The organism is Pseudomonas sp. FYR_5, from assembly GCF_043106315.1.
Taxonomy (GTDB): domain Bacteria; phylum Pseudomonadota; class Gammaproteobacteria; order Pseudomonadales; family Pseudomonadaceae; genus Aquipseudomonas; species Aquipseudomonas putida_Y.
Genome location: NZ_JBICMK010000054.1, coordinates 1 through 24,844 on the forward strand (window position 1 = coordinate 1; position 24,844 = coordinate 24,844).

General features: G+C 61.6%; 28 protein-coding genes. 20 read left to right on the top strand and 8 right to left on the bottom strand.

Features of this window, described 5'->3' with window-relative positions:
• Positions 1-216: 216 nt before the first annotated feature.
• Positions 217-1,113: a LysR substrate-binding domain-containing protein gene (locus ACF8RA_RS07840; RefSeq protein WP_021785896.1), complete on the bottom strand. Its 897-nt coding sequence runs from the start codon at positions 1,111-1,113 to the stop codon at positions 217-219.
• Between the two features lie 107 nt (positions 1,114-1,220).
• On the opposite strand from ACF8RA_RS07840, the gene ACF8RA_RS07845 reads away from it, so the two are divergent.
• The 8 genes from ACF8RA_RS07845 to rpoS all read left to right on the top strand — a co-directional run bounded on the left by ACF8RA_RS07845 (position 1,221) and on the right by rpoS (position 8,423).
• Positions 1,221-2,333, top strand: a complete 1,113-nt coding sequence (locus tag ACF8RA_RS07845; RefSeq protein WP_021785895.1) for an S-(hydroxymethyl)glutathione dehydrogenase/class III alcohol dehydrogenase — start codon at positions 1,221-1,223, stop codon at positions 2,331-2,333.
• 8 nt (positions 2,334-2,341) lie between these two features.
• On the top strand, positions 2,342-3,196 hold the full coding sequence (gene fghA / locus ACF8RA_RS07850; protein WP_014592130.1) for an S-formylglutathione hydrolase: 855 nt from the start codon (positions 2,342-2,344) through the stop codon (positions 3,194-3,196).
• Between the two features lie 76 nt (positions 3,197-3,272).
• The gene (ispF, locus tag ACF8RA_RS07855; protein WP_003252342.1) at positions 3,273-3,746 is read left to right on the top strand and encodes a 2-C-methyl-D-erythritol 2,4-cyclodiphosphate synthase; all 474 of its coding nucleotides are present in this window, start codon (positions 3,273-3,275) and stop codon (positions 3,744-3,746) included.
• Entirely contained in the window at positions 3,743-4,801 is a 1,059-nt protein-coding gene (gene truD, locus ACF8RA_RS07860) for a tRNA pseudouridine(13) synthase TruD (protein WP_392460818.1), read from the top strand. The genes ispF and truD overlap by 4 nt, the downstream gene beginning before the upstream one ends.
• Positions 4,789-5,538 carry a 5'/3'-nucleotidase SurE gene (gene surE, locus ACF8RA_RS07865; protein WP_176682772.1) on the top strand — a complete coding sequence of 250 codons (750 nt, stop codon included), beginning with the start codon at positions 4,789-4,791 and terminating at the stop codon, positions 5,536-5,538. The genes truD and surE overlap by 13 nt, the downstream gene beginning before the upstream one ends.
• 35 nt (positions 5,539-5,573) lie before the next feature.
• Positions 5,574-6,212: a protein-L-isoaspartate(D-aspartate) O-methyltransferase gene (locus tag ACF8RA_RS07870; RefSeq protein ID WP_176682794.1), complete on the top strand. Its 639-nt coding sequence runs from the start codon at positions 5,574-5,576 to the stop codon at positions 6,210-6,212.
• Between the two features lie 237 nt (positions 6,213-6,449).
• The gene (locus ACF8RA_RS07875) at positions 6,450-7,307 is read left to right on the top strand and encodes a peptidoglycan DD-metalloendopeptidase family protein (protein WP_392518998.1); all 858 of its coding nucleotides are present in this window, start codon (positions 6,450-6,452) and stop codon (positions 7,305-7,307) included.
• A 108-nt stretch (positions 7,308-7,415) separates the two neighbouring features.
• Entirely contained in the window at positions 7,416-8,423 is a 1,008-nt protein-coding gene (gene rpoS, locus ACF8RA_RS07880) for an RNA polymerase sigma factor RpoS (RefSeq protein ID WP_021785876.1), read from the top strand.
• 515 nt (positions 8,424-8,938) lie between these two features.
• Here rpoS and fdxA read toward each other — a convergent pair.
• On the bottom strand, positions 8,939-9,262 hold the full coding sequence (fdxA, locus tag ACF8RA_RS07885; protein WP_027595821.1) for a ferredoxin FdxA: 324 nt from the start codon (positions 9,260-9,262) through the stop codon (positions 8,939-8,941).
• A gap of 140 nt (positions 9,263-9,402) precedes the next feature.
• Positions 9,403-11,976 carry a DNA mismatch repair protein MutS gene (gene mutS / locus ACF8RA_RS07890; protein WP_176682773.1) on the bottom strand — a complete coding sequence of 858 codons (2,574 nt, stop codon included), beginning with the start codon at positions 11,974-11,976 and terminating at the stop codon, positions 9,403-9,405.
• A 184-nt stretch (positions 11,977-12,160) separates the two neighbouring features.
• Between mutS and ACF8RA_RS07895 the strand changes: the two genes are divergently transcribed.
• The 4 genes from ACF8RA_RS07895 (at position 12,161) to recX (ending at position 15,429) form a co-directional block, all read left to right on the top strand.
• Entirely contained in the window at positions 12,161-13,249 is a 1,089-nt protein-coding gene (locus ACF8RA_RS07895) for a hypothetical protein (protein WP_176682774.1), read from the top strand.
• 34 nt (positions 13,250-13,283) lie between these two features.
• Positions 13,284-13,766, top strand: a complete 483-nt coding sequence (locus ACF8RA_RS07900) for a CinA family protein (protein ID WP_010952695.1) — start codon at positions 13,284-13,286, stop codon at positions 13,764-13,766.
• Between the two features lie 103 nt (positions 13,767-13,869).
• On the top strand, positions 13,870-14,937 hold the full coding sequence (recA, locus tag ACF8RA_RS07905; RefSeq protein ID WP_176682775.1) for a recombinase RecA: 1,068 nt from the start codon (positions 13,870-13,872) through the stop codon (positions 14,935-14,937).
• 21 nt (positions 14,938-14,958) lie between these two features.
• On the top strand, positions 14,959-15,429 hold the full coding sequence (recX, locus tag ACF8RA_RS07910) for a recombination regulator RecX (protein WP_392514976.1): 471 nt from the start codon (positions 14,959-14,961) through the stop codon (positions 15,427-15,429).
• Between the two features lie 239 nt (positions 15,430-15,668).
• Here recX and ACF8RA_RS07915 read toward each other — a convergent pair whose 3' ends face one another.
• On the bottom strand, positions 15,669-16,787 hold the full coding sequence (locus ACF8RA_RS07915; RefSeq protein WP_176682777.1) for an LOG family protein: 1,119 nt from the start codon (positions 16,785-16,787) through the stop codon (positions 15,669-15,671).
• A 160-nt stretch (positions 16,788-16,947) separates the two neighbouring features.
• Between ACF8RA_RS07915 and ACF8RA_RS07920 the strand changes: the two genes are divergently transcribed.
• Positions 16,948-17,157, top strand: a complete 210-nt coding sequence (locus tag ACF8RA_RS07920) for a hypothetical protein (protein ID WP_176682778.1) — start codon at positions 16,948-16,950, stop codon at positions 17,155-17,157.
• Positions 17,158-17,171: 14 nt separating this feature from the next.
• On the opposite strand, the gene ACF8RA_RS07925 is transcribed toward ACF8RA_RS07920, so the two are convergent.
• The gene (locus ACF8RA_RS07925) at positions 17,172-17,591 is read right to left on the bottom strand and encodes a quorum-sensing-regulated virulence factor family protein (RefSeq protein ID WP_021785869.1); all 420 of its coding nucleotides are present in this window, start codon (positions 17,589-17,591) and stop codon (positions 17,172-17,174) included.
• Here ACF8RA_RS07925 and ACF8RA_RS07930 point away from each other — a divergent pair.
• From ACF8RA_RS07930 to ACF8RA_RS07945, 4 genes are all read left to right on the top strand, one after another.
• Entirely contained in the window at positions 17,590-17,811 is a 222-nt protein-coding gene (locus ACF8RA_RS07930) for a hypothetical protein (RefSeq protein ID WP_176682499.1), read from the top strand. The genes ACF8RA_RS07925 and ACF8RA_RS07930 overlap by 2 nt on opposite strands.
• Positions 17,808-18,518, top strand: coding sequence for a tRNA-uridine aminocarboxypropyltransferase (locus tag ACF8RA_RS07935; RefSeq protein ID WP_176682779.1), 711 nt, complete (start codon positions 17,808-17,810; stop codon positions 18,516-18,518). Before ACF8RA_RS07930 ends, ACF8RA_RS07935 begins: the two co-directional genes overlap by 4 nt.
• Positions 18,519-18,696: 178 nt before the next feature.
• Positions 18,697-19,347, top strand: coding sequence for a response regulator transcription factor ErdR (gene erdR, locus ACF8RA_RS07940; protein WP_010952699.1), 651 nt, complete (start codon positions 18,697-18,699; stop codon positions 19,345-19,347).
• Positions 19,348-19,420: 73 nt separating this feature from the next.
• Complete coding sequence (locus ACF8RA_RS07945) at positions 19,421-19,786, top strand: diacylglycerol kinase (RefSeq protein WP_176682780.1); 366 nt, start codon at positions 19,421-19,423, stop codon at positions 19,784-19,786.
• On the opposite strand, the gene finR is transcribed toward ACF8RA_RS07945, so the two are convergent.
• Positions 19,783-20,709 (bottom strand): LysR family transcriptional regulator FinR, encoded by a 927-nt coding sequence (finR, locus tag ACF8RA_RS07950; protein WP_003252379.1) that lies wholly within the window; start codon positions 20,707-20,709, stop codon positions 19,783-19,785. The two genes, ACF8RA_RS07945 and finR, sit on opposite strands and share 4 nt — an antisense overlap.
• Before the next feature lie 117 nt (positions 20,710-20,826).
• On the opposite strand from finR, the gene fpr reads away from it, so the two are divergent.
• On the top strand, positions 20,827-21,606 hold the full coding sequence (gene fpr / locus ACF8RA_RS07955; RefSeq protein ID WP_003252381.1) for a ferredoxin-NADP reductase: 780 nt from the start codon (positions 20,827-20,829) through the stop codon (positions 21,604-21,606).
• A gap of 186 nt (positions 21,607-21,792) precedes the next feature.
• Here fpr and ACF8RA_RS07960 read toward each other — a convergent pair whose 3' ends face one another.
• The gene (locus tag ACF8RA_RS07960; RefSeq protein ID WP_252459427.1) at positions 21,793-22,287 is read right to left on the bottom strand and encodes a SprT family zinc-dependent metalloprotease; all 495 of its coding nucleotides are present in this window, start codon (positions 22,285-22,287) and stop codon (positions 21,793-21,795) included.
• 131 nt (positions 22,288-22,418) lie between these two features.
• Positions 22,419-23,018: a Yip1 family protein gene (locus tag ACF8RA_RS07965; protein WP_103443838.1), complete on the bottom strand. Its 600-nt coding sequence runs from the start codon at positions 23,016-23,018 to the stop codon at positions 22,419-22,421.
• Positions 23,019-23,280: 262 nt separating this feature from the next.
• Between ACF8RA_RS07965 and ttcA the strand changes: the two genes are divergently transcribed.
• Both ttcA and ACF8RA_RS07975 read left to right on the top strand, forming a co-directional pair.
• Positions 23,281-24,105, top strand: coding sequence for a tRNA 2-thiocytidine(32) synthetase TtcA (gene ttcA / locus ACF8RA_RS07970; protein ID WP_339443485.1), 825 nt, complete (start codon positions 23,281-23,283; stop codon positions 24,103-24,105).
• 4 nt (positions 24,106-24,109) lie between these two features.
• Positions 24,110-24,781: a DNA-3-methyladenine glycosylase I gene (locus tag ACF8RA_RS07975; protein WP_176682782.1), complete on the top strand. Its 672-nt coding sequence runs from the start codon at positions 24,110-24,112 to the stop codon at positions 24,779-24,781.
• Positions 24,782-24,844: the final 63 nt, after the last annotated feature.

Here is a 24,844-nt window from a genome sequence, read left to right on the forward strand (position 1 = left end):
CGGCGGTTGGGCACAGGCCGCCGTAGGAGCGGGTTCACCCGCGAAAGGGCCGGGTCTGCTGGCCAATCTCCACCCGCCGTTCACCGTTACCGCCGCTACCGTATTCGCGGGTGAACCCGCTCCTACCACGGTGGTGGACACACATCGGGCGTTGGACACAGGCCGCCGTAGGAGCGGGTTCACCCGCGAAGAGGCCAGTACATGCAGCACATCCCGTCAGCCGAAACGATATTCCGGCAACCCTGCCAACCCCTCCTTCAGGTAATCCACCAGCCGCCGTACCTTCGGCGACAGGTGCCTCTGCTGCGGATACAGCGCCCATACCGCCGTATTCGGCGGCTGGTGCGCCTCCAGCAGCGACACCAGCGCACCGCTATTGAGGTGTTCCAGCACGTAGTAATCCGGCAACTGGCATAACCCTATCCCTTGTAACGCCGCATCCAGCACTGCCTGGCCACTGTTGCAGCGCCAGTTGCCCTGTACCCGCTGGCTGATCTCACGGCCATCCTGCTGTAGTGCCCACAAGTCCGAACTCCCCACCAGGCAATTGTGCCGCGCCAGCTCCGACAGGCTGTGCGGCCGGCCATAACGCTCAAGATAGGCCGGCGAGGCGCACAGGTACATGCGCCTCGGCGCCAGGCGGGTAGCCACCAAGCGAGAGTCGGCCAGGCGACCCAGGCGGATGGCCAGGTCCATGCCTTCATGCAGCAGGTCGAGGGTGTGGTTGCTCAGTTCCACATCCACGCGCAGCTGCGGGTACAGCGCCATAAATCGCGTCACCAGCGGCACGATGAAGCGCTCGCCGTAGGCCACAGCGCAGGTCATGCGCAGCAACCCCTTGGGTTCGCTGGCCAGGTCGCCCATGGCGCGCAGCGCTTCCTCACGGCCATCCTGCAAGCGCTGGCAATGCTGCAGGAAGGTCTGCCCGGCCTCGCTCAGGGTTACCCGGCGGGTACTGCGGTACAGCAAGCGCGTTTGCAGGCGTTCTTCCAGCCGGGCGATCTGCCGGCTGATGTGCGATGAGGAAACCCCCAGGCGTTCGGCGGCGGCAGTGAACTGGCCCGATTCGGCCACGGCGACGAATTCGTCGATGCCTTCCCATCGGCTGCTCATCGATTATCCCTGTATGGCAATAATGTTTTGTCTTTGGCCTGATTATTCATCAAAAGGCGCTGAATTACACTGCAAGACTGAATCGACCCACTGTCTGGAGACCTTTGATGATCAAGTCCCGTGCTGCCGTAGCCTTCGAAGCCAAGAAACCCCTGGAAATCGTCGAAGTCGACGTGGCCATGCCAAAGGCCGGTGAAGTGCTGCTGCGCGTGGTCGCCAGCGGTGTCTGCCACACCGATGCCTATACCCTGTCCGGTGCTGACCCGGAGGGTATCTTCCCATCGATCCTCGGCCACGAAGGTGGTGCAATCGTCGAAGCGGTAGGCGAGGGGGTCACCTCGGTCGCTGTAGGTGACCACGTCATCCCGCTGTACACCCCGGAATGCGGCAAGTGCAAGTTCTGCCTCTCGGGCAAGACCAACCTGTGCCAGGCCATCCGCGCCACCCAGGGCAAGGGCCTGATGCCGGACGGCACCACGCGCTTCTCGTACAAGGGCCAGGAGCTGTTCCACTACATGGGTACCTCGACCTTCTCCGAATACACCGTGCTGCCGGAAATTTCCGTGGCCAAGATCCAGAAAGAAGCACCACTGGAGAAGGTCTGCCTGCTGGGCTGCGGCGTCACCACCGGTATCGGCGCGGTGCTCAACACTGCCAAGGTCAAGCCGGGTGATACCGTGGCCATCTTCGGCCTCGGTGGCATCGGCCTGTCGGCCGTGATCGGTGCGGTCAAGGCCAAGGCCTCGCGTATCATCGCCATCGACATCAACCCGGCCAAGTTCGAAATCGCCCGCCAGCTGGGTGCCACCGATTGCGTCAACCCGAAAGACTACGATCGCCCGATCCAGGAAGTGATCGTCGACCTCACCGATGGCGGCGTGGACTTCTCCTTCGAGTGCATCGGCAACGTTCAACTGATGCGCGCCGCCCTGGAATGCTGCCACAAGGGCTGGGGTGAGTCGGTCATCATCGGTGTGGCCGGTGCCGGCCAGGAAATTTCCACGCGTCCGTTCCAGCTGGTGACCGGTCGGGTTTGGCGTGGTTCGGCGTTCGGCGGCGTGCGTGGCCGCAGCGAGCTGCCGAGCTACGTGGAAATGTCCGAGAAAGGCGAGATCCCGCTGGACACCTTCATCACCCACACGATGGGTCTGGAAGACATCAACAAGGCCTTCGACCTGATGCATGAAGGCAAGAGCATCCGTAGCGTGATCCACTTCTGAGGTTTGCCATGAGCCTGGATAACATCTCCTGCCAGAAGAGCTTCGGCGGCTGGCACAAGCGTTACCGGCATCACTCCAAGGTGCTGGGTTGCGACATGGTGTTCGCTGTGTACCTGCCGCCGCAGGCCGAGCAGGGCGAGAAGCTGCCGGTACTGTACTGGCTCAGCGGCCTCACCTGCACCGACGAGAACTTCATGCAGAAGGCCGGCGCCCAGCGTCTGGCCGCCGAGCTGGGGCTGATCATCGTTGCTCCCGACACCAGTCCGCGTGGCGAGCAGGTGCCGGGCGATCCGGACGGCGCCTGGGACTTCGGCCTGGGGGCGGGCTTCTACCTCAACGCTACCCAGCAACCCTGGGCCCAGCACTACCGCATGCATGACTATGTGGTGGAGGAGTTGCCAGCCCTGATCGAGGCACATTTCCCGGCGTCGGGCGAGCGCAGCATCAGCGGCCACTCCATGGGGGGCCATGGCGCGCTGGTGTGCGCCTTGCGCAACCCGGGGCGCTACCGCTCGGTGTCGGCATTCTCGCCGATCAGCAATCCGATGGATTGTCCGTGGGGCGAGAAGGCCTTCAGCCGCTACCTGGGTGAAGACCGTGGGCGCTGGCGTGAGTGGGATGCCAGCGTGCTGCTGGCTGAAACCCCTGCTGGCCAATGCCCGCCGTTGCTGGTGGACCAGGGCGACCGTGACGACTTCCTCGAGAAGCAACTCAAGCCTGAAGCACTGGAACAGGCGGCACGCAAAGGTGGCCATGAAATGACCCTGCGTATGCAGCCGGGCTATGACCATAGCTACTACTTCATTGCCAGCTTCATCGAGGAGCACCTACGCCATCATGCGGTGGCACTGGGGCGGGTGTAACACCCTGGTCCAAAAGCCGCCAAACCCGCTGCAAAGCAGGTAGAATCACGCCCTGACTCTTTCAGGGCGTTTTCTTATGCGTATTGGCCACGGCTACGATGTGCACCGTTTCTGCGACGGTGATTTCATTACCTTGGGCGGGGTGCGCATCCCGCACAAATACGGCCTGCTGGCCCATTCCGACGGTGACGTGCTGCTGCACGCCCTGAGCGATGCCTTGCTTGGCGCTGCGGCACTGGGCGACATCGGCAAGCACTTCCCTGACACTGACCCGCAGTTCAAGGGGGCTGACAGCCGCGCGCTGCTGCGCCATGTAGTCGGCATCGTCAAGGCCAAGGGCTGGAAGGTCGGCAACGTTGACGCCACCATCGTCGCCCAGGCACCGAAAATGGCCCCACACATCGAAACCATGCGCCAGCTGATCGCCGAAGACCTGCAGGTCGAGCTCGACCAGGTCAATGTCAAGGCCACCACCACAGAGAAGCTGGGCTTTACCGGTCGCGAGGAGGGCATTGCCGTGCATTCGGTCGCCCTGCTGCTGCCAGCATGACCGAACTGGAACTGCTGGGCCCGCGCGCATCGGGTGAATCCCTGGGTACCGCCGTCCTCAAAGCGGTTGCCGAAGACTTTCAGGTTGACGAAGTCCTGGATATCCCGCTATCGGGCCAGGGCGAGCACCTGTGGCTGTGGGTCGAGAAGCGTGATCTGAACACTGAAGAAGCTGCCCGGCGCCTCGCCCGCGCCGCTGGCGTGCCGGTGCGCAGCATCAGCTACGCCGGCCTCAAGGACCGCCAGGCGCTGACCCGCCAGTGGTTCAGCCTGCACCTGCCGGGCAAGGCCGACCCGGATCTGTCGCGAGCCGAGGATGCCAGCCTGCGTGTGCTCAAGCAGGTGCGTCACCAGCGCAAACTGCAGCGCGGGGCGCATTCGGCCAACGGTTTCACCTTGCGCCTGACGGCCTTGGCTGCCGATCACCAGGCGGTTGATGCGCGTCTGGAACAGCTCAGGCGGCAAGGTGTGCCCAACTATTTCGGCACCCAGCGCTTCGGGCACGGCGGTGGCAACGTCCATGACGCCCTCGATTGGGCCGTACGCAAGGCTTTGCCTGAACAGCGCAACGTGCGTTCGCGGCTGCTTTCGGCCGGGCGCAGCTACCTGTTCAATCAGGTGCTGGCTGCGCGTGTCGCTGACGGTAGCTGGACCCGAGCCCAGGTCGGGGACCTGCTGGCGTTCACCGACAGCCGCAGTTTCTTCCCGGCGGGTGAGGCAGAATGTGGCGACCCGCGCCTGGCGATTCTCGACCTGCATCCGACCGGCCCGATGTGGGGGGAGGGCGCTTCGCCTGCTGGCGCTGCGCCTGCCCAGCTGGAAAACGCTATCGGCTCAAGTCAGCCAGCACTTTGCCAGTGGTTGGCCCAGGCGGGCATGGATCACGAACGACGAATTCTGCGGCTCCCTATTGGCGGCCTGACGTGGCATTATCCCGAGCCTGATATCCTGCAACTGGAATTCGTCCTGCCGGCCGGATGCTTCGCCACCGTGGTGGTGCGTGAAGTCGTGGATCTGGTGTCGGCAGGGCAGACGGACAGCCCATGCGTATTCTGATTTCGAATGACGACGGTGTTACCGCACCTGGCATCGCCGCGCTGCATGCTGCGCTGGTGGATTATGCCGAGTGCGCGGTGATCGCCCCGGATCAAGACAAGAGCGGCGCCAGCAGTTCGCTGACGCTGGACCGGCCACTGCATCCGCAGACCCTGGCCAATGGCTTCATCAGCCTCAATGGCACGCCGACCGATTGCGTGCACCTGGGGCTCAATGGGCTGTTGCCGCAGACGCCGGACATGGTCGTATCGGGGATCAACCTCGGTGCCAACCTGGGCGATGACGTGCTGTATTCGGGTACGGTCGCTGCGGCGCTGGAAGGCCGCTTCCTCGGCGGTACCTCGCTGGCGTTCTCGCTGTTGTCGCGCCAGCCGGACAACCTGCCGACCGCGGCCTATATCGCCCGCCGCCTGGTCGAGGCACAGTCGCGCCTGGCGTTGCCGCCACGCACCGTACTCAACATCAATATTCCCAACTTGCCGCTGGAGCACATCCGTGGCATCCAGCTCACCCGTCTCGGTCACCGGGCGCGGGCGGCGGCGCCAACCAAGGTAGTCAACCCGCGTGGCAAGGAAGGCTACTGGATTGCCGTGGCCGGTGATGCCGAGGATGGCGGGCCGGGCACCGACTTCCACGCGGTGATGCAAGGCTACGTATCGATTACCCCGCTGCAACTCGATCGCACCTTCAATGATGCCTTCGAGCAGCTCGATGGTTGGCTGGAGGGCCTGCTCTGATGCGTGAGGACGATATGCTGCGGCGTGGCATCGGCATGACCTCTCAGCGTACCCGGGAGCGGCTGATCCAGCGCTTGTGCGAGGAGGGTGTTTCGAACCCCAAGGTGCTCGACGTGATCCGGCGTACGCCGCGCCACCTGTTCGTTGACGAGGCGCTGGCGCATCGGGCTTACGAAGACACCGCGCTGCCGATCGGCCACAACCAGACCATCTCCCAGCCGTTCATGGTTGCTCACATGAGCGAGCTGTTGCTCGAGGCCGGGCCACTGGACAAGGTGCTGGAGATTGGCACCGGCTCGGGTTACCAGACGGCGATCCTGGCCCAGCTGGTCGAGCGGGTGTTCTCGGTAGAGCGCATCAAAGTACTGCAGGATCGGGCCAAAGAGCGCCTGGTGGAACTGAACCTGCGCAACGTGGTATTCCGCTGGGGCGACGGTTGCGAGGGGTGGCCGGCACTTGCGCCGTACAATGGCATCATCGTCACCGCCGTGGCGCCGGAGGTGCCACAGGCACTGCTCGACCAGCTGGCACCCGGTGGGCGCATGGTCATCCCGGTAGGGCCGGCCGGCGAAACGCAGCAACTGATGCTGATCGTACGCGAGGAGCATGGTTTCTCCCGTCGCGTGCTGGGGGCTGTGCGTTTCGTGCCGCTGCTCAATGGTCCGCTGGCCTGAGGTCTGTTGAACTGAGCTGTGCAGGCATGAGGCGCGGTGTATTTTTGTGCCGGTGGCGAATTCTTGTCGCTTCGCCCTGTCTATCAGGCGGTGCGAAGCGCTAACGCACAGCGTGCACCGGGGTTTTGCGCTCGTCTTTCGTAGCCGTCTGCCAATACCGGCTGGCTTGGTTATAATTGCAACAATATTGCATTTCTTGTCTTCATATCGATTTTCGGCACCATGAGGGGAGCGCGGGTGGGTCACACAGTCATTCGGCAGCGCAAGGACGGCTCGGGTTTCAAGCTTCTGGTGATTGCATTGGCCATGGGCGCGCTTCTGGTGGGTTGCTCAAGCACCGGCAGCAACAGCGCGCGGGTGGTCGACCGCAACAACACCGTTCCCAAGCGTCCGGCAGTGACTTCCGGGCAATATATCGTCAAGCCAGGCGACACCCTGTTCTCCATCGCCTTCCGTTATGGTTGGGACTACAAGGAGCTGGCTGCACGCAATGGCATCCGGGCGCCTTATACCATTCGCCCGGGCCAGGCGATTCGATTCAGCAGCGGCTCCGGCAGCCGCACCACGGTGGTGTCCAGCCCGTCCTCGTCAAGCCGCACTACGGTCACGCGGCGGCCTGTGGGCACTCCTGCCACGGCGCCTGCCAGCACCCGTAAACCGGTCACGCCGGCCTCTTCGGGCAATGCGCCAGTGGTTGCCAGTGTGCCGGCTGCGGAGCGTGCCGTAGGCGGTTGGGCCTGGCCAGCCAACGGCGTGCTGATTGGAAAATTCGCTTCAAACGGTAGTTTGAATAAAGGCATTGATATCGCCGGTGATTTGGGACAGCCTGTTTTTGCTGCGTCTGATGGTGCAGTGGTCTACGCCGGAAGTGGTTTGAGGGGCTACGGCGAGCTGATCATCATCAAGCACAGCGACACCTACGTCAGTGCCTACGGTCATAACCGCAGGCTGTTGGTTCGGGAGGGGCAGCAGGTCAAGGCAGGGCAGTCGATTGCTGAAATGGGGTCTACGGGCACAGATCGGGTGAAGCTGCATTTCGAGATTCGCCGCCAGGGCAAACCCGTCGATCCGCTCCAGTTCCTGCCACGTCGTTGATCGTTGTACCCAGCCTGTTCCTGTGATGTAGAGGGGACAGGCTCAAGCGCTGCCAGGGATAAAGGTGCCGCTCGAGTCTGAGTTCGAACTCAGCAAAGGATTATAACAATGGCTCTCAGTAAAGAAGTGCCGGAGTTTGACATCGATGATGACGTCCTCCTGATGGAGACGGGTATCGTTTTGGAAACGGATGTGGTGTCAGACGAACCTGCTGTATCTTCGGTTCGGACGAGGGCCAAGTCGGGCTCTTCGCTCAAGCAACACAAGTACATCGATTACAGCCGGGCGCTCGATGCCACCCAGTTGTATCTCAACGAGATCGGTTTCTCGCCGCTGCTTTCGCCGGAAGAAGAAGTGCATTTTGCGCGCTTGTCGCAAAAGGGTGACCCTGCCGGCCGCAAGCGCATGATCGAAAGCAACCTGCGCCTGGTTGTCAAAATTGCCCGTCGTTACGTGAACCGTGGCCTGTCGTTGCTCGACCTGATCGAGGAAGGCAACCTGGGGTTGATCCGTGCGGTCGAAAAGTTCGACCCGGAGCGTGGTTTCCGTTTCTCGACCTATGCGACCTGGTGGATTCGCCAGACCATCGAACGGGCGATCATGAACCAGACCCGCACCATTCGCCTGCCGATCCACGTGGTCAAGGAACTGAACGTCTACCTGCGCGCCGCGCGCGAGCTGACCCAGAAACTCGACCACGAACCTTCACCAGAAGAAATCGCCACGCTGCTGGAGAAGCCGGTCACCGAGGTCAAGCGCATGCTGGGCCTGAATGAGCGGGTGTCGTCGGTGGATGTGTCGCTTGGCCCGGACTCGGACAAGACCCTGCTTGATACGCTGACCGACGACCGTCCGACTGATCCGTGCGAATTGCTGCAGGATGACGACCTGTCGCAGAGCATCGATCAGTGGCTGGGTGAGCTGACCGACAAGCAGCGCGAGGTGGTGGTGCGTCGCTTTGGCCTGCGTGGGCATGAAAGCAGTACCCTTGAGGATGTTGGCCTGGAGATAGGCCTGACCCGGGAACGGGTGCGGCAGATTCAGGTAGAGGGGCTCAAGCGTTTGCGCGAGATCCTTGAGAAGAATGGCCTGTCCAGTGAGTCGTTGTTCCAGTAGCGAAGGTCTGTGTCACTCAAAACGCCCCGATGACCTCGGGGCGTTTTCGTCTGTAGCGGAAAAGCTTGAGAGCGGCGGGGCGCACTTCAGGGCAGAACAGATACCCAATGTGTATTCCGCTACCCCGGTAACATTGCATGTAAGCCTTTTCTTACTCGTTTTGTAAGCTATCTATGCAAGCCTCAGTAGACCATTGTCGTTTCCTGGCTCTGTTTTTTTACAACTCATTGAAAATCATGATTTATTCGCCGCTGACCATATGTGTCGTCGGAAATACCCTGTGAGGTCTCGCGCTTGCCCGCCCGGCTCAACCCGCTAGTATTCGAACTGTGCACAGGGACATGCACAGGCTTTCAGGATGAAGGCCAAGGACATCGCAAGAAGCGATTTCATCAGGATGATGTTTGGGACAAGCAGGGACTACGGAAAAAATGTGGGCGGGTCAAACCGCCCCTTTTTTTGCACGTAGGAAAACAAAAAAGGCCCCGAAGGGCCTTTTTCGCGTCTGGGCGCTATCAGCGCTCCAGGTCGGCAATCTTGCCGGTCTTGCCATCCCATTCTTCAGCGTCCGGCAGGGCATCCTTACGCTCGGTGATATTAGGCCAGATTTCCGCCAGCTCGGCGTTCAGCTCGATGAAGTTTTCCATGCCCGAAGGCACTTCGTCTTCCGAGAAGATGGCTTGCGCTGGGCACTCCGGCTCGCACAAGGCGCAGTCGATGCACTCGTCCGGGTGGATGACCAGGAAGTTCGGGCCTTCGTAGAAGCAGTCCACCGGACAGACTTCCACGCAGTCGGTGTATTTGCATTTGATGCAGTTGTCGGTGACGACGAAGGTCATTTCTAATTCTCTCCTCAGGCGACGGCGGCGGCCCTTCCTCTCAGGGCCGCGCGGTTTACGGGCATGTGGCTGCAGGCCAGGCTAATAACCTGCAGCACCAGCAAACCGCGGCGGATTCTACCAGCTTGTAATGGGCGCCGTTATAACAGGTTCTTTAGTTGATATAGCATTTCGATAGCTTGACGCGGGGTCATGTCGTCCAGTTGCAGCTTGCCCAGCTTCTCGATGGCTGGATGTGGCAGGCTGGCGAACAGGTCGCTCTGGTGCGGTACCTGCGGCGCATCCTTGGCTTTTGCGGCCGGGGGCTGCTCGTGCGGCAGGCTGGTGGTTTCCAGGCGCCCCAGGTGTTCGCGGGCACGCTGGATGACCGCCGTGGGGACGCCGGCCAGTTGCGCCACGGCCAGGCCGTAGCTCTGGCTGGCAGGGCCGGGCAACACATGGTGCAGGAACACAATGCGTTCGTTGTGCTCGGTGGCGTTCAGGTGCACGTTGGCCACCAGCGGCTCGCTCTCCGGCAGCACGGTCAGTTCGAAGTAGTGCGTGGCGAACAGTGTGTAGGCACGCAGTTGGGCCAGGCGCTCGGCGGCGGCCCAGGCCAGCGACAGGCCGTCAAAGGTACTGGTGCCGCGGCCCACTTCGTCCATCAGCACCAGGCTGCGGTCGGTGGCGTTGTGCAGGATGTTGGCGGTTTCGCTCATCTCGACCATGAAGGTCGAGCGCCCGCCTGCCAGGTCGTCACTGGAGCCGATGCGCGTGAAGATGCGGTCGACCAGCGACAGCTCGCAACTCGCCGCAGGGACGAAGCTGCCGATGTGCGCCAGCAGCACGATCAGGGCGGTCTGGCGCATGTAGGTGGATTTACCGCCCATGTTCGGGCCGGTGATGATCAGCATGCGCGTGCTGTTGTCCAGGCCCAGGTCGTTGGCCACGAACGGTGTGGTCAGTACCTGCTCCACCACCGGGTGGCGGCCTTGCTCGATGCGCAGGCACGGTTCGTCGACAAAGCGCGGGCAGTTAAGGTCGAGGTTAAGCGCCCGCTCGGCCAGGTTGCTGAGCACATCCAGTTCGGCCAGCGCGGCTGCGCTGTCCTGTAGGGGTGCCAGGTGGCTGATCAAGGTTTCCAGCAGGGCGTCGTAGAGCATCTTTTCGCGGGCCAGGGCGCGGCTTTTGGCCGACAATGCCTTGTCCTCGAACGCCTTCAGCTCCGGGGTGATGAAGCGCTCGGCGCCTTTGAGTGTCTGGCGGCGGATGTAGTCGCCCGGGGCCTGCTCGGCCTGCTTGGTCGGCAGTTCGATGAAGTAGCCGTGTACACGGTTGTAGCCGACCTTGAGGTTGGCAAGGCCGGTACGGGCCTTTTCCCGGGCTTCCAGGTCGATCAGGAACTGGCCGGCGTTCTCGCTGATTGCCAGCAGCTCGTCCAGTTCGTTGTCATAGCCGGCCTTCAGTACACCGCCGTCGCGGATCACCGCCGGCGGGTTGTCGATGATTGCCCGCTCCAGCAGGCTGGCCAGCTCCGGATAGGTACCGGTAATCGCCGCCAGGCGCGCCAGGTGCGGCGCTTCGAGCTCGGTCATGGCGTTCTGCAACTCTGGCAACGCGCCCAGCGCATCGCGCAGGCGTGCCAGGTCGCGCGGGCGGGCATTGCGCAGGCCAATACGGGCGAGGATCCGCTCGATATCGCCAATTTCCTTCAACTGCGGCTGCAGCTTTTCGAAGCGGTAGCTGTCGAGCAGGCAGCGGATCGAGTCCTGGCGTGCTTGCAGCACCTTGAGGTCGCGCAGTGGGCGGTTCAGCCAGCGGCTCAGCAGGCGGCTGGCCATGGCGGTCTGGCAGCGGTCGATTACCGATTGCAGGGTGTTGTCGCGCCCACCGGCCAGGTTGATGTCCAGCTCCAGGTTGCGCCGGCTGGCACCATCGAGGATGACCGTATCATCCAGGCGCTCGTGGCGCAGGCTGCGCAAGTGCGGCAGGGCGGTGCGCTGGGTTTCCTTGGCGTAGGTCAGCAGGCAGCCGGCGGCACCGATGGCCAGGGTCAGCTTGTCGCAGCCGAAGCCCTTGAGGTCCTTGGTCGCGAACTGCTGGCACAGGGCCTTGCGTGCCGAGTCGCGGTCGAAGTCCCACGGTGCGCGGCGGCGGGCGCCTGGGCGTTTCTCCGCAGGCAGGTCCCGTGGCCAGTCGTCGGGGATCAACAGCTCGACCGGGTTCAGGCGCTCGAGTTCGGCCAGCAGGTTTTCCCAGCCCTTGATCTCCTGCACGCTGAAATTGCCGCTGGTGATGTCCAGTACCGCCAGGCCGAACAGGCGCTCGTCACCGAGCAGTGCGGCAATCAGGTTGTCGCGGCGCTCGTCGAGCAGTGCCTCGTCACTGACCGTGCCCGGGGTGATGATGCGCACCACCTGGCGTTCCACCGGGCCCTTGCTGGTGGCCGGGTCGCCGATCTGCTCACAGATCACCACCGACTCGCCGAGTTTGACCAGCTTGGCCAGGTAACCCTCCAGCGAATGGAACGGAATCCCGCACATGGGGATGGACTGGCCGGCCGACTGACCGCGGGCGGTCAGGGTGATATCCAGCAGTTTCGCGGCCTTTTTCGCATCTTCGTAGAAGATTTCGTAGAAGTCGCCCATGCGGTAGAACATCAGCTGGTCCGGGTGCTGGTTCTTCAGCTTCCAGTACTGCTGCATCATCGGTGTGTGTGCGGAAAGATCTGACATTCAGGGCCTTACAGGGGGGATCTGGTTGGCGATGGTAAACCCGTAATGGTACAGGCTTTTTCGTTGCGATGCAGGCGCGTGCTTTGGGGCATGCGCGCAGTCTGGCGGGCAATGGTGGAGCTGCACCGCGTAACCCTCTAGAATGCGCGCCCCTCGATGAATGCCCCTAGCCGTGACCTGCACGATGAATGTGTCCAGCCCTGTCCCTTATGTATCGCAACAGCTGATCTACCTCCTTTATGGCGAGCGCCGGATCTACCAGCTGGAGGCAAAACTCAGCATCCTTACCGCCCTGGCCCGTTGCAGGTCGGCTGAGCTGCCGGTGATCCGTGTGCTTACCGACCAGCCACAGGCTTTTGCCGGCTGGCCGGTGGAAGTGATCGCACTGGACGAGCAGACCCTGCAGGCCTGGGCCGGCTACGGCGGCTACACCCACCGGCGCAAGGCCTGTGCCATTGCCCTGGCCGGTCAGTGGGCGGACAAGACCGTGTTCATCGATACCGATACGGTATTTCTGCAGTCGCCGCAAAAGCTGTTCAGCCAGGTCGATGCCGGGCAGTTCTTGGTCGACGAGGTGGAAATGAGCTGGGCCGAGGCCTCCCGCAGCAGTTATTACCGCAGTTTCACCGAAGGACTTGCGGAGTCGGGCGAAGCACCGGCCGATGACTTGCGGCTGTGTAACAGCGGTGTCATGGGCTTTACCCGCGACAACGTAGGCACCGCCGAGCGCGCCATCTGCCGGATCGACACCTGGACGCCGTATGCCCGTGACCTGCATACGATCGAGCAGATCGCCTTTTCCTTCGAACTGGATGGCGCGCAGATCAACGAGGCGCGCGGCGTGATCAGCCATTACTTTGCGATGAAGCATTACGTGCATGCCATTCTAGAAATCTTCTTTGCCCGGCATGGCGAGCATTTTCATCCGAAGATGCCAGGTCTGGCCCTGAAGGTGCCGGCGCACCGCCCGGAGCCCTCGTGGTTGACTCGGCTCTCGGTGAAATGGAGCCTCAAGCATGTGCCCCGGGAGCTGCGTGGCATCGGCCGCAAGTTGCTCTATGGCAGTGTGATGAGTGGTGATGATTACCAGCGCGCGTGCAAGGTGGTCTGGTGGCGTTCGGCAATTGAGGACATGCGCAAGCTGGGCGGCTTCGACTGTAGCCGGGAGTGGCCTGAGGGGCTGCCGCGGTTGGGGCAGCGTGACGAACTGGCGTTCAGCGAAATCGCCCGGGCCAGCCTGAAAGTTCCTGAGCCAGAGTTCGAAGCAGGGTGATAGGGTAGAGAGCCGCCCTCAAGGAGCACCCTACATGGACCCGATCACCACGCTCGCCACCCGTCTGGGTGAACACCTGCGCCGATTCAATGCGCAGGTGACTACCGCCGAATCATGCACCGGTGGTGGCATTGCCGAAGCCATCACCCGCATACCTGGCAGCTCGGCCTGGTTCGAAGCCGGCTACGTCACCTATTCCAATGCCCAGAAAACCCGCCAGCTGGGGGTACCTGAAGCGTTGTTCGGTCAGGTGGGGGCAGTCAGCCAGGAAGTGGTCGAAGCCATGGTCCGCGGAGCTCAGGCCGCCAGTGGCGCACGCTTCGCCGTGGCGGTGAGTGGTGTGGCCGGGCCGGACGGCGGCTCGCCAGCCAAACCGGTGGGCACCGTGTGGCTGGCCTGGGGTGACGGCGACCGGGTGTTCAGCGAACGCCGGCAGTTCGACGGTGACCGCGAGGCGGTGCGCCGACAGACGGTGATCGCCGCGTTAGACGGCTTGTTACAGCTTGGTGCCGAGTAAATCGACGACAGGGGTTTGCGCGGGCGTCTGCCTGTGGAATAATACTGGCTACTTATACAGGTATTCCGGCCGTCAGGGCCAAGTCGAACACGTGAGGATTTCAATGGACGACAACAAGAAGCGCGCCTTGGCTGCGGCCCTGGGTCAGATCGAACGCCAATTTGGTAAAGGCGCGGTCATGCGCATGGGTGACCATGAGCGTCAAGGCATTCCTGCCATTTCCACCGGCTCGCTGGGCCTGGATATCGCCCTGGGTATCGGCGGTCTGCCAAAAGGCCGTATCGTCGAGATCTACGGCCCGGAATCGTCGGGTAAGACCACGCTGACGCTGTCTGTCATCGCTGAAGCGCAGAAGAACGGTGCCACCTGCGCCTTCGTCGACGCCGAGCATGCCCTTGACCCTGAGTACGCCGGCAAGCTGGGCGTCAACGTCGATGACCTGTTGGTTTCGCAGCCGGACACCGGTGAACAGGCCCTTGAAATCACCGACATGCTGGTGCGCTCCAACGCGGTCGACGTGATCATTGTCGACTCCGTGGCCGCGTTGGTGCCGAAGGCCGAGATCGAAGGCGAGATGGGTGATATGCATGTGGGCCTGCAGGCCCGCCTGATGTCCCAGGCGCTGCGCAAGATCACCGGTAACATCAAGAATGCCAACTGCCTGGTCATCTTCATCAACCAGATCCGTATGAAGATCGGTGTGATGTTCGGCAGCCCGGAAACCACGACCGGTGGTAACGCCCTGAAGTTCTATGCTTCGGTCCGTCTGGACATCCGCCGTACCGGCGCGGTCAAGGAAGGCGACGAGGTGGTCGGCAGCGAAACCCGCGTCAAGATCGTCAAGAACAAGGTCTCGCCTCCGTTCCGTCAGGCTGAGTTCCAGATTCTTTACGGCAAAGGTATCTACCGTAACGGCGAGATCATTGACCTGGGGGTATCTCAGGGCCTGGTCGAGAAGTCCGGTGCCTGGTACGCCTACCAGGGCAACAAGATCGGTCAAGGCAAAGCCAACGCTGCCAAGTACCTGGCTGAGAACCCGGCTATTGGTGCCGAGATCGAGAAGCAGATTCGTGACAAGTTGCTGAAAGCGGGCGCTGTTGCTGAAGCCGGCAAAGCTGCTGCTGCCGAAGCTGATGCCGATGACATGGCCGGCGCTGACGCCGGTTATTGATTGCGCAGTAGATAGCCGAATATGTCCGCCGTACTCGATACCCCCGTCGCCATCCGGCGGACAGCCATGGACCTGCTCGCACGACGTGAGCACGGTCGAGTCGAGCTGACGCGCAAGTTGCGTCAGCGCGGCGCTTCTGACGAGTTGATCGAGCCTGAACTCGATCGGCTCGCCGAAGAAGGGCTGCTTAGTGAAGCCCGCTACCTTGAGAGTTTCATCCGTTATCGTTCCGGCTCTGGCTATGGCCCTGCGCGTATTCGCGAAGAGCTATGTCAGCGTGGTTTGGCGCGTGCAGACATCGACCAGGCCCTGCGTGAAAGCGAGGTGAATTGGGGTGAGCGTATGCGAGACGTGTGGCAGCGCAAGTTTGCTGGGCAGCGCCCGCAAGATCCGCGCAGCCGTGCCCAGCAGACCCGGTTCCTGGCTTACCGTGGGTTTCCCATGGACATTATCGGCCGTCTGCTCAACGGGCGTGATCTCGACGATTATTGACGCTCGGTAAGTGCCCGTAGCGGATAATCTGTTTTGCCAAATTCCCCAGGCTGCCTCCATTCCATTGTAGGAGCGGGTTCACCCGCGAATACGGTGGCGGCTGCGACGGTGAATGGCCGGGGAGATTGGCTGGCAGGCCCGGCCCTTTCGCGGGTGAACCCGCTCCTGCAACGGTCTATGCCCAACCATCGACCAGGTGTTGCCCCAGCAGGTATCACGCGAGCTGTTACAGAAAAGCATCAACTCACTTTCAGCGCCTGCCTGGCCCTCTGCGTGGTATGCATCGGCTCCGGCTTGGCCCAGTTCTCCGGCAGGTTGATGAAATCCACCAACTCACGCAAGCGGCCCTGATCCCGGCCGTTGAAGGCGAATGACAGGCGGGTCAGGTGGCTGTAATTGCCAACTTCGTGCTCGGCGCTGCTATCCGCTTGCTGGTGATATTTGCCACTCAGGCGCAAATCGGCAAAACCTTCCTGAATGTCATACAGCGCCGCTTCGCTGAGCGGGTGATGCATGCGAATCACGAACTGGCTCTTCAACCAGCGGCTGGAATGGTAGTTGCTGTAGAACTGGTTGATTTCCTCAACGGCCTCGTCGGCACTGTGCACCAGGCGCACCAGTTTCAGGTCGCTGGGCAGGATGTAGCGGTTTTCTTCGAGCTGGCGGCTGATGAAGTCCAGGCAGTCGTGCCAGAAGCTTCCGCCCGGCGAATCCAGTAGCACAACCGGCACCAGTGGGCTCTTGCCGGTCTGGATCAAGGTCAGTACCTCCAGCGCTTCATCCAGGGTGCCGAAGCCGCCAGGGCACAACACCAGGCCATCGGCCTCCTTGACGAAGAACAATTTGCGGATGAAGAAAAAGTGGAACGGCAGTAGTTTGTCGGTACCGTTCACCGTCGGGTTGGCATGTTGTTCGAAGGGTAAGGTGATGTTGAAGCCCAGACTGTGCTCGCTGCCGGCCCCTTCGTGGGCAGCCGCCATGATGCCGCCGCCGGCACCGGTGATGACCATCAGGTCGGAGCGCGCCAGAGTGGCGCCCAGCTCGCGGGCCAGGGCGTACATCGGATGTTCCTGCGGGGTGCGTGCCGAGCCGAACACGGTCACTTTGCGTCGGTCCTTGTAGCGCTGCAGGGTGCGGAACGACTGGTCCAGTTCGCGCAGGGCCTGCAGGGTGATCTTGGCGCTCCAGCGGTCGCTGTCGTCATGGGCCATGCGCAGGATGGTCAGCATCATGTCGCGGTAGAGCGGCAGGTTGGGGCTGTTGGGGGCAACCAGTTGAAGTTGTGCTTCGATATTGCTCAGGTCGATATTGTTGTCGCGGAAGTGGCTGAACAGCAGTTCATTCGAATGGTAAGGCATGCGACGTCTCCTTCTGCACCAATACCTCTGACCTCAATCTAGACCCTTGCGCCCGATCGTGCCGAGGTGTTCGGCGCAGCCGCCTGTCGGCCTGCGGCCATCGGCAGCACGGGTTTGGTTAACTGGTAGAGCGAAATGTGTCGATGCAGGAGGTGGCGGTATGCATCGCTTGGTCATCGAAGTGGACCGGCAGCTCTACCAGCAGCTGGAGAACGCCGCCCAGGTGCATCACCTGAGCCTTGAAGCCGAGTGCCGCCGCAGGCTGTCGGGGCTGGAGTGCCGGTCGCGATACTTGCAGGCGCTGTTGGCGGAGATGCGCGCCGATGCCGCTGAAGGTCGCTGGCGCGCTCATGAGGACGAGAAAGCGTAGCCTTGACGCTATGCTTATTTCTTCTTGTTGCCGGCCAGGCAGCTGGCGTTGTCGAAGGCTTGGTCCATGACTGGCTGGTTGGTTTTGTAGACCGTGAAGCGGTAGACCATGACCGCGCCCTTGGACATCAGGTTGCGGAAGCCGTTGTTGCGGCACACGCTGTCGCCGAGCTGGCTACGCACTTGCTCAGGGTTGGCCTGCATGCGCTCTGCGTGGCTCTGGCGTACGCTCAGATGGTTGACCAGCGCCTTGCCTTCAACGGTATAACCCTGATCGAGGATGTCCTCGTTAATTGCGCGCGGGGTGCCGACGCTGCTCTCTTTGGCGACCTTCTGCAGCAGGGTGTTCAGGTCGTAATCCTGCTTGGATGCCGCCTGGGCTGCCAGAGGCAGGGCGAGCAGCAGGCTCAGGGCGGGGGCAATAAGGCGCAGCATGAATCTCTCCTGGTTCGATGACTGGCGCTTTGACATGCGCGGGCCGACGGCGTTCCGTGAAATTGCGCGCGGCGAGGTCCGGCACGGTAAAAAACCGATTATAAGGAGCGCTTTGCCGGCTGCACAGCAATTGCCACCTGTTCTGGTAGACTGGCAGCCTTGTTTTCTCCGAGTCATCCTTGTGCCCATTTCCAATCTGTCCAGAGGCCTGCCGGCATGAGCCATGCGGTAGCGCGTCTGCGCGCCGAACGCCTGGCCCGCAGCAACAAGCCTTTCATCGCCCGTGGCTCGCGTGCCGAGCGTTGCCCGGATTGCCGGGTCATTGCTACCCATTGCCTGTGTGCCTGGAAGCCTAGGGTGCAGGCTGACGCGGGTGTGTGCCTGCTGATGCACGACACCGAGCCGCTGAAACCCACCAACACCGGCTGGTTGATTGCCGACCTGATTGAAGACACCTGGGCCTTCGGCTGGTTGCGCACCGCGGTTGACGAGCGCCTGCTGGCCTTGCTCGATGACCCGAGCTGGCAGCCCTATATCGTTTTTCCGGGCGAGTTCGTTGCCCAGGAGCGGGTGGTCAGCGAGGTGGTGCGCGAGCCGGGCAAGCGTCCACTGTTCATCCTGCTGGATGCCACCTGGACCGAAGCGCGCAAGATGTTCCGCAAAAGCCCGTACCTGGACCGCTTCCCGGTGTTGAGCCTGCAAGCCGAGCAGATGTCGCGCTACCGCCTGCGGCGCTCCAAGCGCGATGATCATTTCTGTACGGCAGAAGTTGCGGCCATGTGCCTGGACCTTGCTGGCGACAGCCAGGCCTCGCAGGCGCTGGATGCCTATCTGGATGTGTTCAGCCTGCATTACCTGAGCGGCAAGCGGCGGCTGCCACTTGACGAGCAGGACGACACCCACCAGCGTTTGCATACCTTCCTATAGTCCAAGGGGCACAACCCCTGCTTTGGTTCATAATGACTGAGCTGGCAGCCAGGGTGGGCGAGACGGCAGGGCGATTGGCTTGATCACCCTTGAACGTGCTCGGCATCCTTGGCGCCGTTTCCCGCCGGGCGCTTCCCTTCCTCTCGAGTGCCTGGCACAGAACAGGATCCTTAGATCGATGGCCACATACGAAATCCTGATTGCCGATGACCACCCACTGTTCCGTGGCGCCCTGCGCCAGGCCGTTACCCTCGGGCTTGGCTCCGATGTGCGTCTGGTCGAAGTTGCGAGCATTGCCGAACTGGAAACCCGCCTGAGCGAAAAAGCCGACTGGGACCTGGTGCTGCTGGACTTGAACATGCCGGGTGCCTACGGTTTTTCCGGTCTGGTGCTGCTACGCGGGCAGTACCCGCAGATCCCCGTGGTGATGGTTTCGGCACAGGAAGAGGCCGCCGTGGTGGTCAAGTCCCGCGAGTTCGGCGCCAGTGGTTTCATTCCCAAGTCCAGCACCCTGGAAGTGATCCAGGATGCGGTGCGCAAGGTGCTTGACGGTGAGGTCTGGTGGCCGCCGCAGGCGTTCGAAAAGGTCGATGTTTCGGCCGAGGCCAAGGCCGCCAGCGAAGGCTTGGCCAGCCTCACGCCGCAGCAGTTCCGCGTACTGACCATGGTTTGTGAAGGCTTGCTGAACAAGCAGATCGCCTATGAGCTGAGCGTGTCGGAAGCGACCATCAAGGCCCACGTTACCGCGATCTTCCGCAAGCTGGGTGTGCGTACCCGGACCCAGGCTGCGTTGCTGCTGCAACAACTGGAATCGGTTGCCAGCAACTGAGTGCGCGTGGCTTCACGCTTTTTTGACCCGAGCCGGTCTAGTCTGCTGGCCTTTCTGCTGTGAAGTGACTTACATGACCTCGCCATTCAAGGGCCAGACCGGCCTCAAACGCATCTTGAACGCCGCTGGCTACTCGCTGGACGGCCTGCGAGCCGCCTTCAAGGGCGAGGCCGCATTCCGCCAGCTGGTGCTGCTCAATGTGCTGCTGATCCCGATCGCCTTGTGGTTGCCGGTCAGCCGCGCCGAACGGGCAATCATGATTGTGGTTTGCCTGCTGGGGCTGATCGTCGAGCTGTTCAACTCGGCGGTGGAGGCGGCCATCGATCGCATTTCGCTGGAGCGCCACCCTCTGTCGAAAAACGCCAAGGACATGGGCAGCGCCGCACAGCTGGTGGCACTGACCATGGTGGCGTTGGTGTGGGGGGTGATCCTGCTTTAAGCGATCGGCGGCAGCACGATTTCGTCGCTGCGGGTAAAGCCCGCAGTGAAGTTGCGGCATAGCTCGAGAAACTCACGCATGGCCGAGGTCTGGTACTTTTGTTTGTGCCAGATGAAGTAGAACTGGCGCAGCAGGTCCAGTTCCGGGGTTTCCACAGGTACCAGGCTGCCACGGCGGAAGGCGTCACGCAGGGCCAGACGTGAAATGCAACCGATGCCCAGGCCCGACTCCACCGCCCGCTTGATCGCTTCGGTGTGCTCCAGCTCCAGGCGAATATTCAGGTTGGCGCGGTGATGGCGCATGGCCTGGTCGAAGGTCAGGCGCGTGCCTGAGCCTTGTTCGCGCAGGATCCATGCCTCTTGCGAAAGGCTTTCGATATCGGCGCGGCCCAGTTTCGCCAGTGGGTGCTGTGGCGCACAGAACACCACCAGTTCGTCCTCGACCCACGGCTGAACCTCCAGGTCGGGGTGATTGCAGTCGCCTTCGATTAGACCCAGATCAATTTCGTAGTGCGCGACCTGTTGCACGATATGCGCAGTATTTTGAACATGCAGTTTTACCTGGCTTTCCGGGTGTGTCTGCATGTAGTTGCCGATCAGCAGGGTGGCCAGGTAGTTGCCGATGGTCAGTGTGGCGCCGACCGCCAGCGAGCCGAAACCGGATTTGCCGTTGAGCAAGTCTTCGATTTCCTTGGCCTGGTCAAGCAGGGCTACTGCTTGTGGCAGCAGTTGATGGCCCAAGGCATTGAGGGCCAGGCGTTTGCCGGCACGGTCGAACAGCTGGCAGCTCGATTGGCGCTCCAGCTCGGTGATAGAGGTGCTGGCAGCCGACTGCGACAGCGCCAACAGGCTGGCGGCCCGAGAGACGCTTTGGTGCTGGGCGACAGCAACGAAGACTTGCATTTGACGGAGTGTGAATCGCATATCGATATAACCGATAACACATATCTTGATAATCCAGTTAACAGATATTGTCGCTGCCCCTAAACTATTGCGCAACTGTGCGCTTTGCGCGCGCGTTTTTCTTCAGGAGCCCCATCGATGAGCAACATGAACCACGAACGTGTCCTCAGTGTGCACCACTGGAACGACACCCTGTTCAGCTTCAAGTGCACCCGCGACCCGGGCCTGCGCTTCGAGAACGGTCAGTTCGTGATGATCGGCCTGCAGCAGGACAACGGCCGTCCGCTCATGCGTGCCTACTCCATCGCTTCGCCGAACTGGGAAGAGCACCTTGAATTCTTCAGCATCAAGGTACCGGACGGCCCGCTGACCTCGCAGCTGCAACACCTGAAGGAAGGCGATGAGATCATCATCAGCAAGAAGCCTACCGGTACCCTGGTACTCGACGACCTGAACCCTGGCAAGCACCTGTACCTGCTGAGCACCGGTACTGGCCTGGCGCCGTTCATGAGCGTCATCCAGGATCCGGAAACCTACGAGCGCTTTGAAAAAGTGATCCTGGTCCATGGCGTGCGCTACGTGAACGAAGTCGCCTACCGCGAGTTCATCACCGAGCACCTGCCGCAGAACGAGTTCTTCGGTGAGTCGGTTCGCGACAAGCTGATCTACTACCCGACCGTGACCCGTGAGCCGTTCGAAAATCAGGGCCGTCTGACCGACCTGATGCGCAGCGGCAAGCTGTTCAGCGACATCGGCCTGCCGCCGATCAACCCGCAAGACGACCGCGCGATGATCTGTGGCAGCCCGAGCATGCTCGACGAGACCAGCGAAGTGCTGGACAGCTTCGGCCTGAAGATCTCCCCGCGCATGCGCGAGCCGGGTGACTACCTGATCGAGCGTGCCTTCGTCGAGAAGTAAGGCGCAGATTGGTTCAGGAAGGCGACTCTCGGGTCGCCTTTCTTATGCCTGGGATTTGTGCATTGCCTGTTCTGGCCCTTTCGCGGGTAAACCCGCTCCTACGGGGGGCGTGCAATTCTCGAGACGTGCGCTGCACCTGTAGGAGCGGGCTTGCCCGCGAAAGGGCCGGTGCAGGCGATCCCCGGTCTATTCGACCCGCGTCTCGCCGCTGTACACCAGAACTTCCCGGCACCGCTTGCACAGGTATCGCCGCCCCTGGTGCACCAGCTTGTGCCGCTGCGCGGTAAACGGGAAGTCGCTTTTCGGGCATGGGCAGCGGTAGATGTAGCGGGTCACTGCGCGCCGTTGCACGTCATAGTTGTGGCAACGATTGGGCGGCAGCTCATACACCCCGCGCATGATCAACTGCCACTCTTCACCGTGGGCCTGGATGCGGTCGCCAAACAGTTGGTGGGCAACCAGGTGCGCCACTTCATGGGCCACGGTCTGGCGCAGGAAGTCTTCCTGGTTTTCGCGGTAGAGCTGCAGGTTGAAGCGCAGCAGATTCTCGTGCAGGTGGGCGACGCCGGCTTTTTGCCCGCGCAGTTTGAAGCTGACTTCGGGGCGCGGAAAGCGGCGTTTGAAAAAGGCTTCGGCTTGCTGGTAGCAGGTTTCGACGCGTTGTTTGAGCTGCTCGGGCATGGCGGGGCGGTTCTCCTAGCCAGGCATTATGCCGCAAGCGCAGGTGGCTTGCCGAGTCACCGGTCAGCGCACAGCCAGAAGCCGCCTTGCGGCGGCCCCTGGTTGATGCCCCAGTGTTGGTTCAGTCTGTTCTAGTTGGTGTAGACGGGCCCCACGCCCAGTCCCCAGATAATGACGGTAGCCGCCATGATTGCCACCAGTACCACCAAGCCTACTGCCAGCACTGAGCTGGAGAACAGGAAGCCTTCATCCGATGGTATGTTCATGAACGTCGGCAAGCCGACATACAGCAGGTATACCGTGTAGCAGATGGCAGCTGTGCCGATCAGCATGCCCAGCCACAGGTGCGGGTAAAGCGCCGCCAGGCCGCCGATAAACAAGGGTGTGGCGGTGTAGGTGGCAAAGGCGATGCATTGCGCCATGGACGGGTTGGCATCGTAGGTGCGGGCCATCCAGTGGATGAAAGCGCCCATTACCGCCACCCCAGCGAGCATGGCCAGGTATGACATGATGCTCATCCAGACAGCGCTTTCCATGGTCAGCATCACTGCCGGCCGGTCACCGATCACCCAGCCCACCTGGGTTGTGCCGATAAACGCCGAAACGGCAGGAATCGCCGCGAGGATCAGGGTGTGCGTCAGGTACATGTGGCTGATGGTTTCTTCTTCGCCACGAATTTCCCGCCATTCCTGATCGGGATGGGTAAACAGCCCCACAACGTGATGAATCATGCCGATCACTCCTCTCAATGTTGCCAAACGCCCCCCATATGGAGCGCAAGCGGCCCGAGGCCCTAACACCGATGCAAGCGGTAATGTGGCCTTATGTGGCAGTATAGGAAGCCGTTACCCACATAAACCGCGCTTTTTAGAGCAAATTGCGCTGTAAGCGGTGCTGTTGATTACATTGAAGTCTTTATCGGAATGCCTACAGCGATGCTGCGTTTGTGCGTAAAATAGCCGGCTTTTGTCACACCTCGCGGATCCAAGCGCTATGGGCACCCTCTCGGTCAACCAGAACAAACTGCAAAAACGCCTGCGTCGTCTCGCTGGCGAAGCCATCACCGACTACAACATGATCGAGGATGGCGACAAGGTCATGGTCTGCCTGTCCGGCGGCAAGGACAGCTACACCATGCTCGACGTTCTGTTGCACCTGCAGAAGGTGGCACCGATCACGTTCCAGATCGTGGCGGTGAACATGGACCAGAAACAGCCGGGCTTCCCTGAGCACGTATTGCCGGCCTACCTCAAGGAACTGGGTGTCGAGTACCACATCGTCGAGAAGGATACCTACTCGGTGGTAAAGGAGCTGGTACCCGAAGGCAAGACCACTTGCTCGCTGTGTTCTCGTCTGCGCCGCGGTACCCTGTACACCTTTGCCGACGAAATTGGCGCTACCAAGATGGCGCTGGGGCATCACCGCGACGACATCGTCGAAACCTTCTTCCTCAACATGTTCTTCAACGGCGCGCTCAAGGGCATGCCGCCGAAGCTGCGCGCCGACGACGGCCGCAACGTGGTGATCCGCCCGCTGGCCTACTGCAGCGAGAAGGACATCCAGGCCTACTCGGACATGAAGGAATTCCCGATCATCCCGTGCAACCTGTGCGGCTCGCAGGAAAACCTGCAGCGCCAGGTGGTCAAGGACATGCTGGTGGAGTGGGAACGCAAGCACCCGGGCCGTACCGAGAGCATCTTCCGTGCCCTGCAGAACGTGGCTCCGTCGCAGTTGGCCGACCGGAACCTGTTTGACTTCACCAGCCTGAAGATCGACGAAAACGCTACCCCGCGTTTCCTCGACGTGCTGAACATCTGAGCCCATGCGCGATTACCAGTGGTTGCATGAGTACTGCCTTAACCGCTTTGGCTCGGCCCAGGCGCTGGAGGCTTTCCTGCCGCAGCCGCGCACGCCGGCGCAACTGCGCGACATCAGTGACGACCGCTACCTGTCGACGCTGGCCCTGCGGGTGTTTCGCGCCGGGCTCAAGCACAGCCTGGTGGACGCCAAGTGGCCGGCGTTCGAGCAGGTGTTCTTCGGCTTCGATCCGGAGAAAGTGGTGTTGATGGGTGCCGAGCATCTGGAGCGGCTAATGCACGACGAGCGCATCATTCGCCACCTGGGCAAGCTCAAGAGCGTGCCGCGCAATGCGCAAATGGTGCTGGATATCGCCAAGGCGCATGGCAGTTTTGGGGCATTTATCGCCGACTGGCCAGTGACCGACATTGTCGGCTTGTGGAAGTACCTGGCCAAGCACGGCAACCAGTTGGGCGGGTTGTCGGCGCCACGGTTCTTGCGCATGGTCGGCAAGGACACCTTCATCCCGACCGATGACATGGCAGCGGCGTTGATTGCACAGAAGGTGATCGACAAGCAGCCAACCAGCCAGCGCGACCTGGCTCTGGTGCAGCAGGCGTTCAACCAGTGGCATGCAGAGAGCGGGCGGCCGCTGTGCCAGTTGTCGGTGATGCTGGCGCACACCGTCAACCATTGAGCCTTGTGTTGCTCCCATTCGCGGGCACGCCCGCTCCCACAGGAATCGCACCGCACTTAAGGC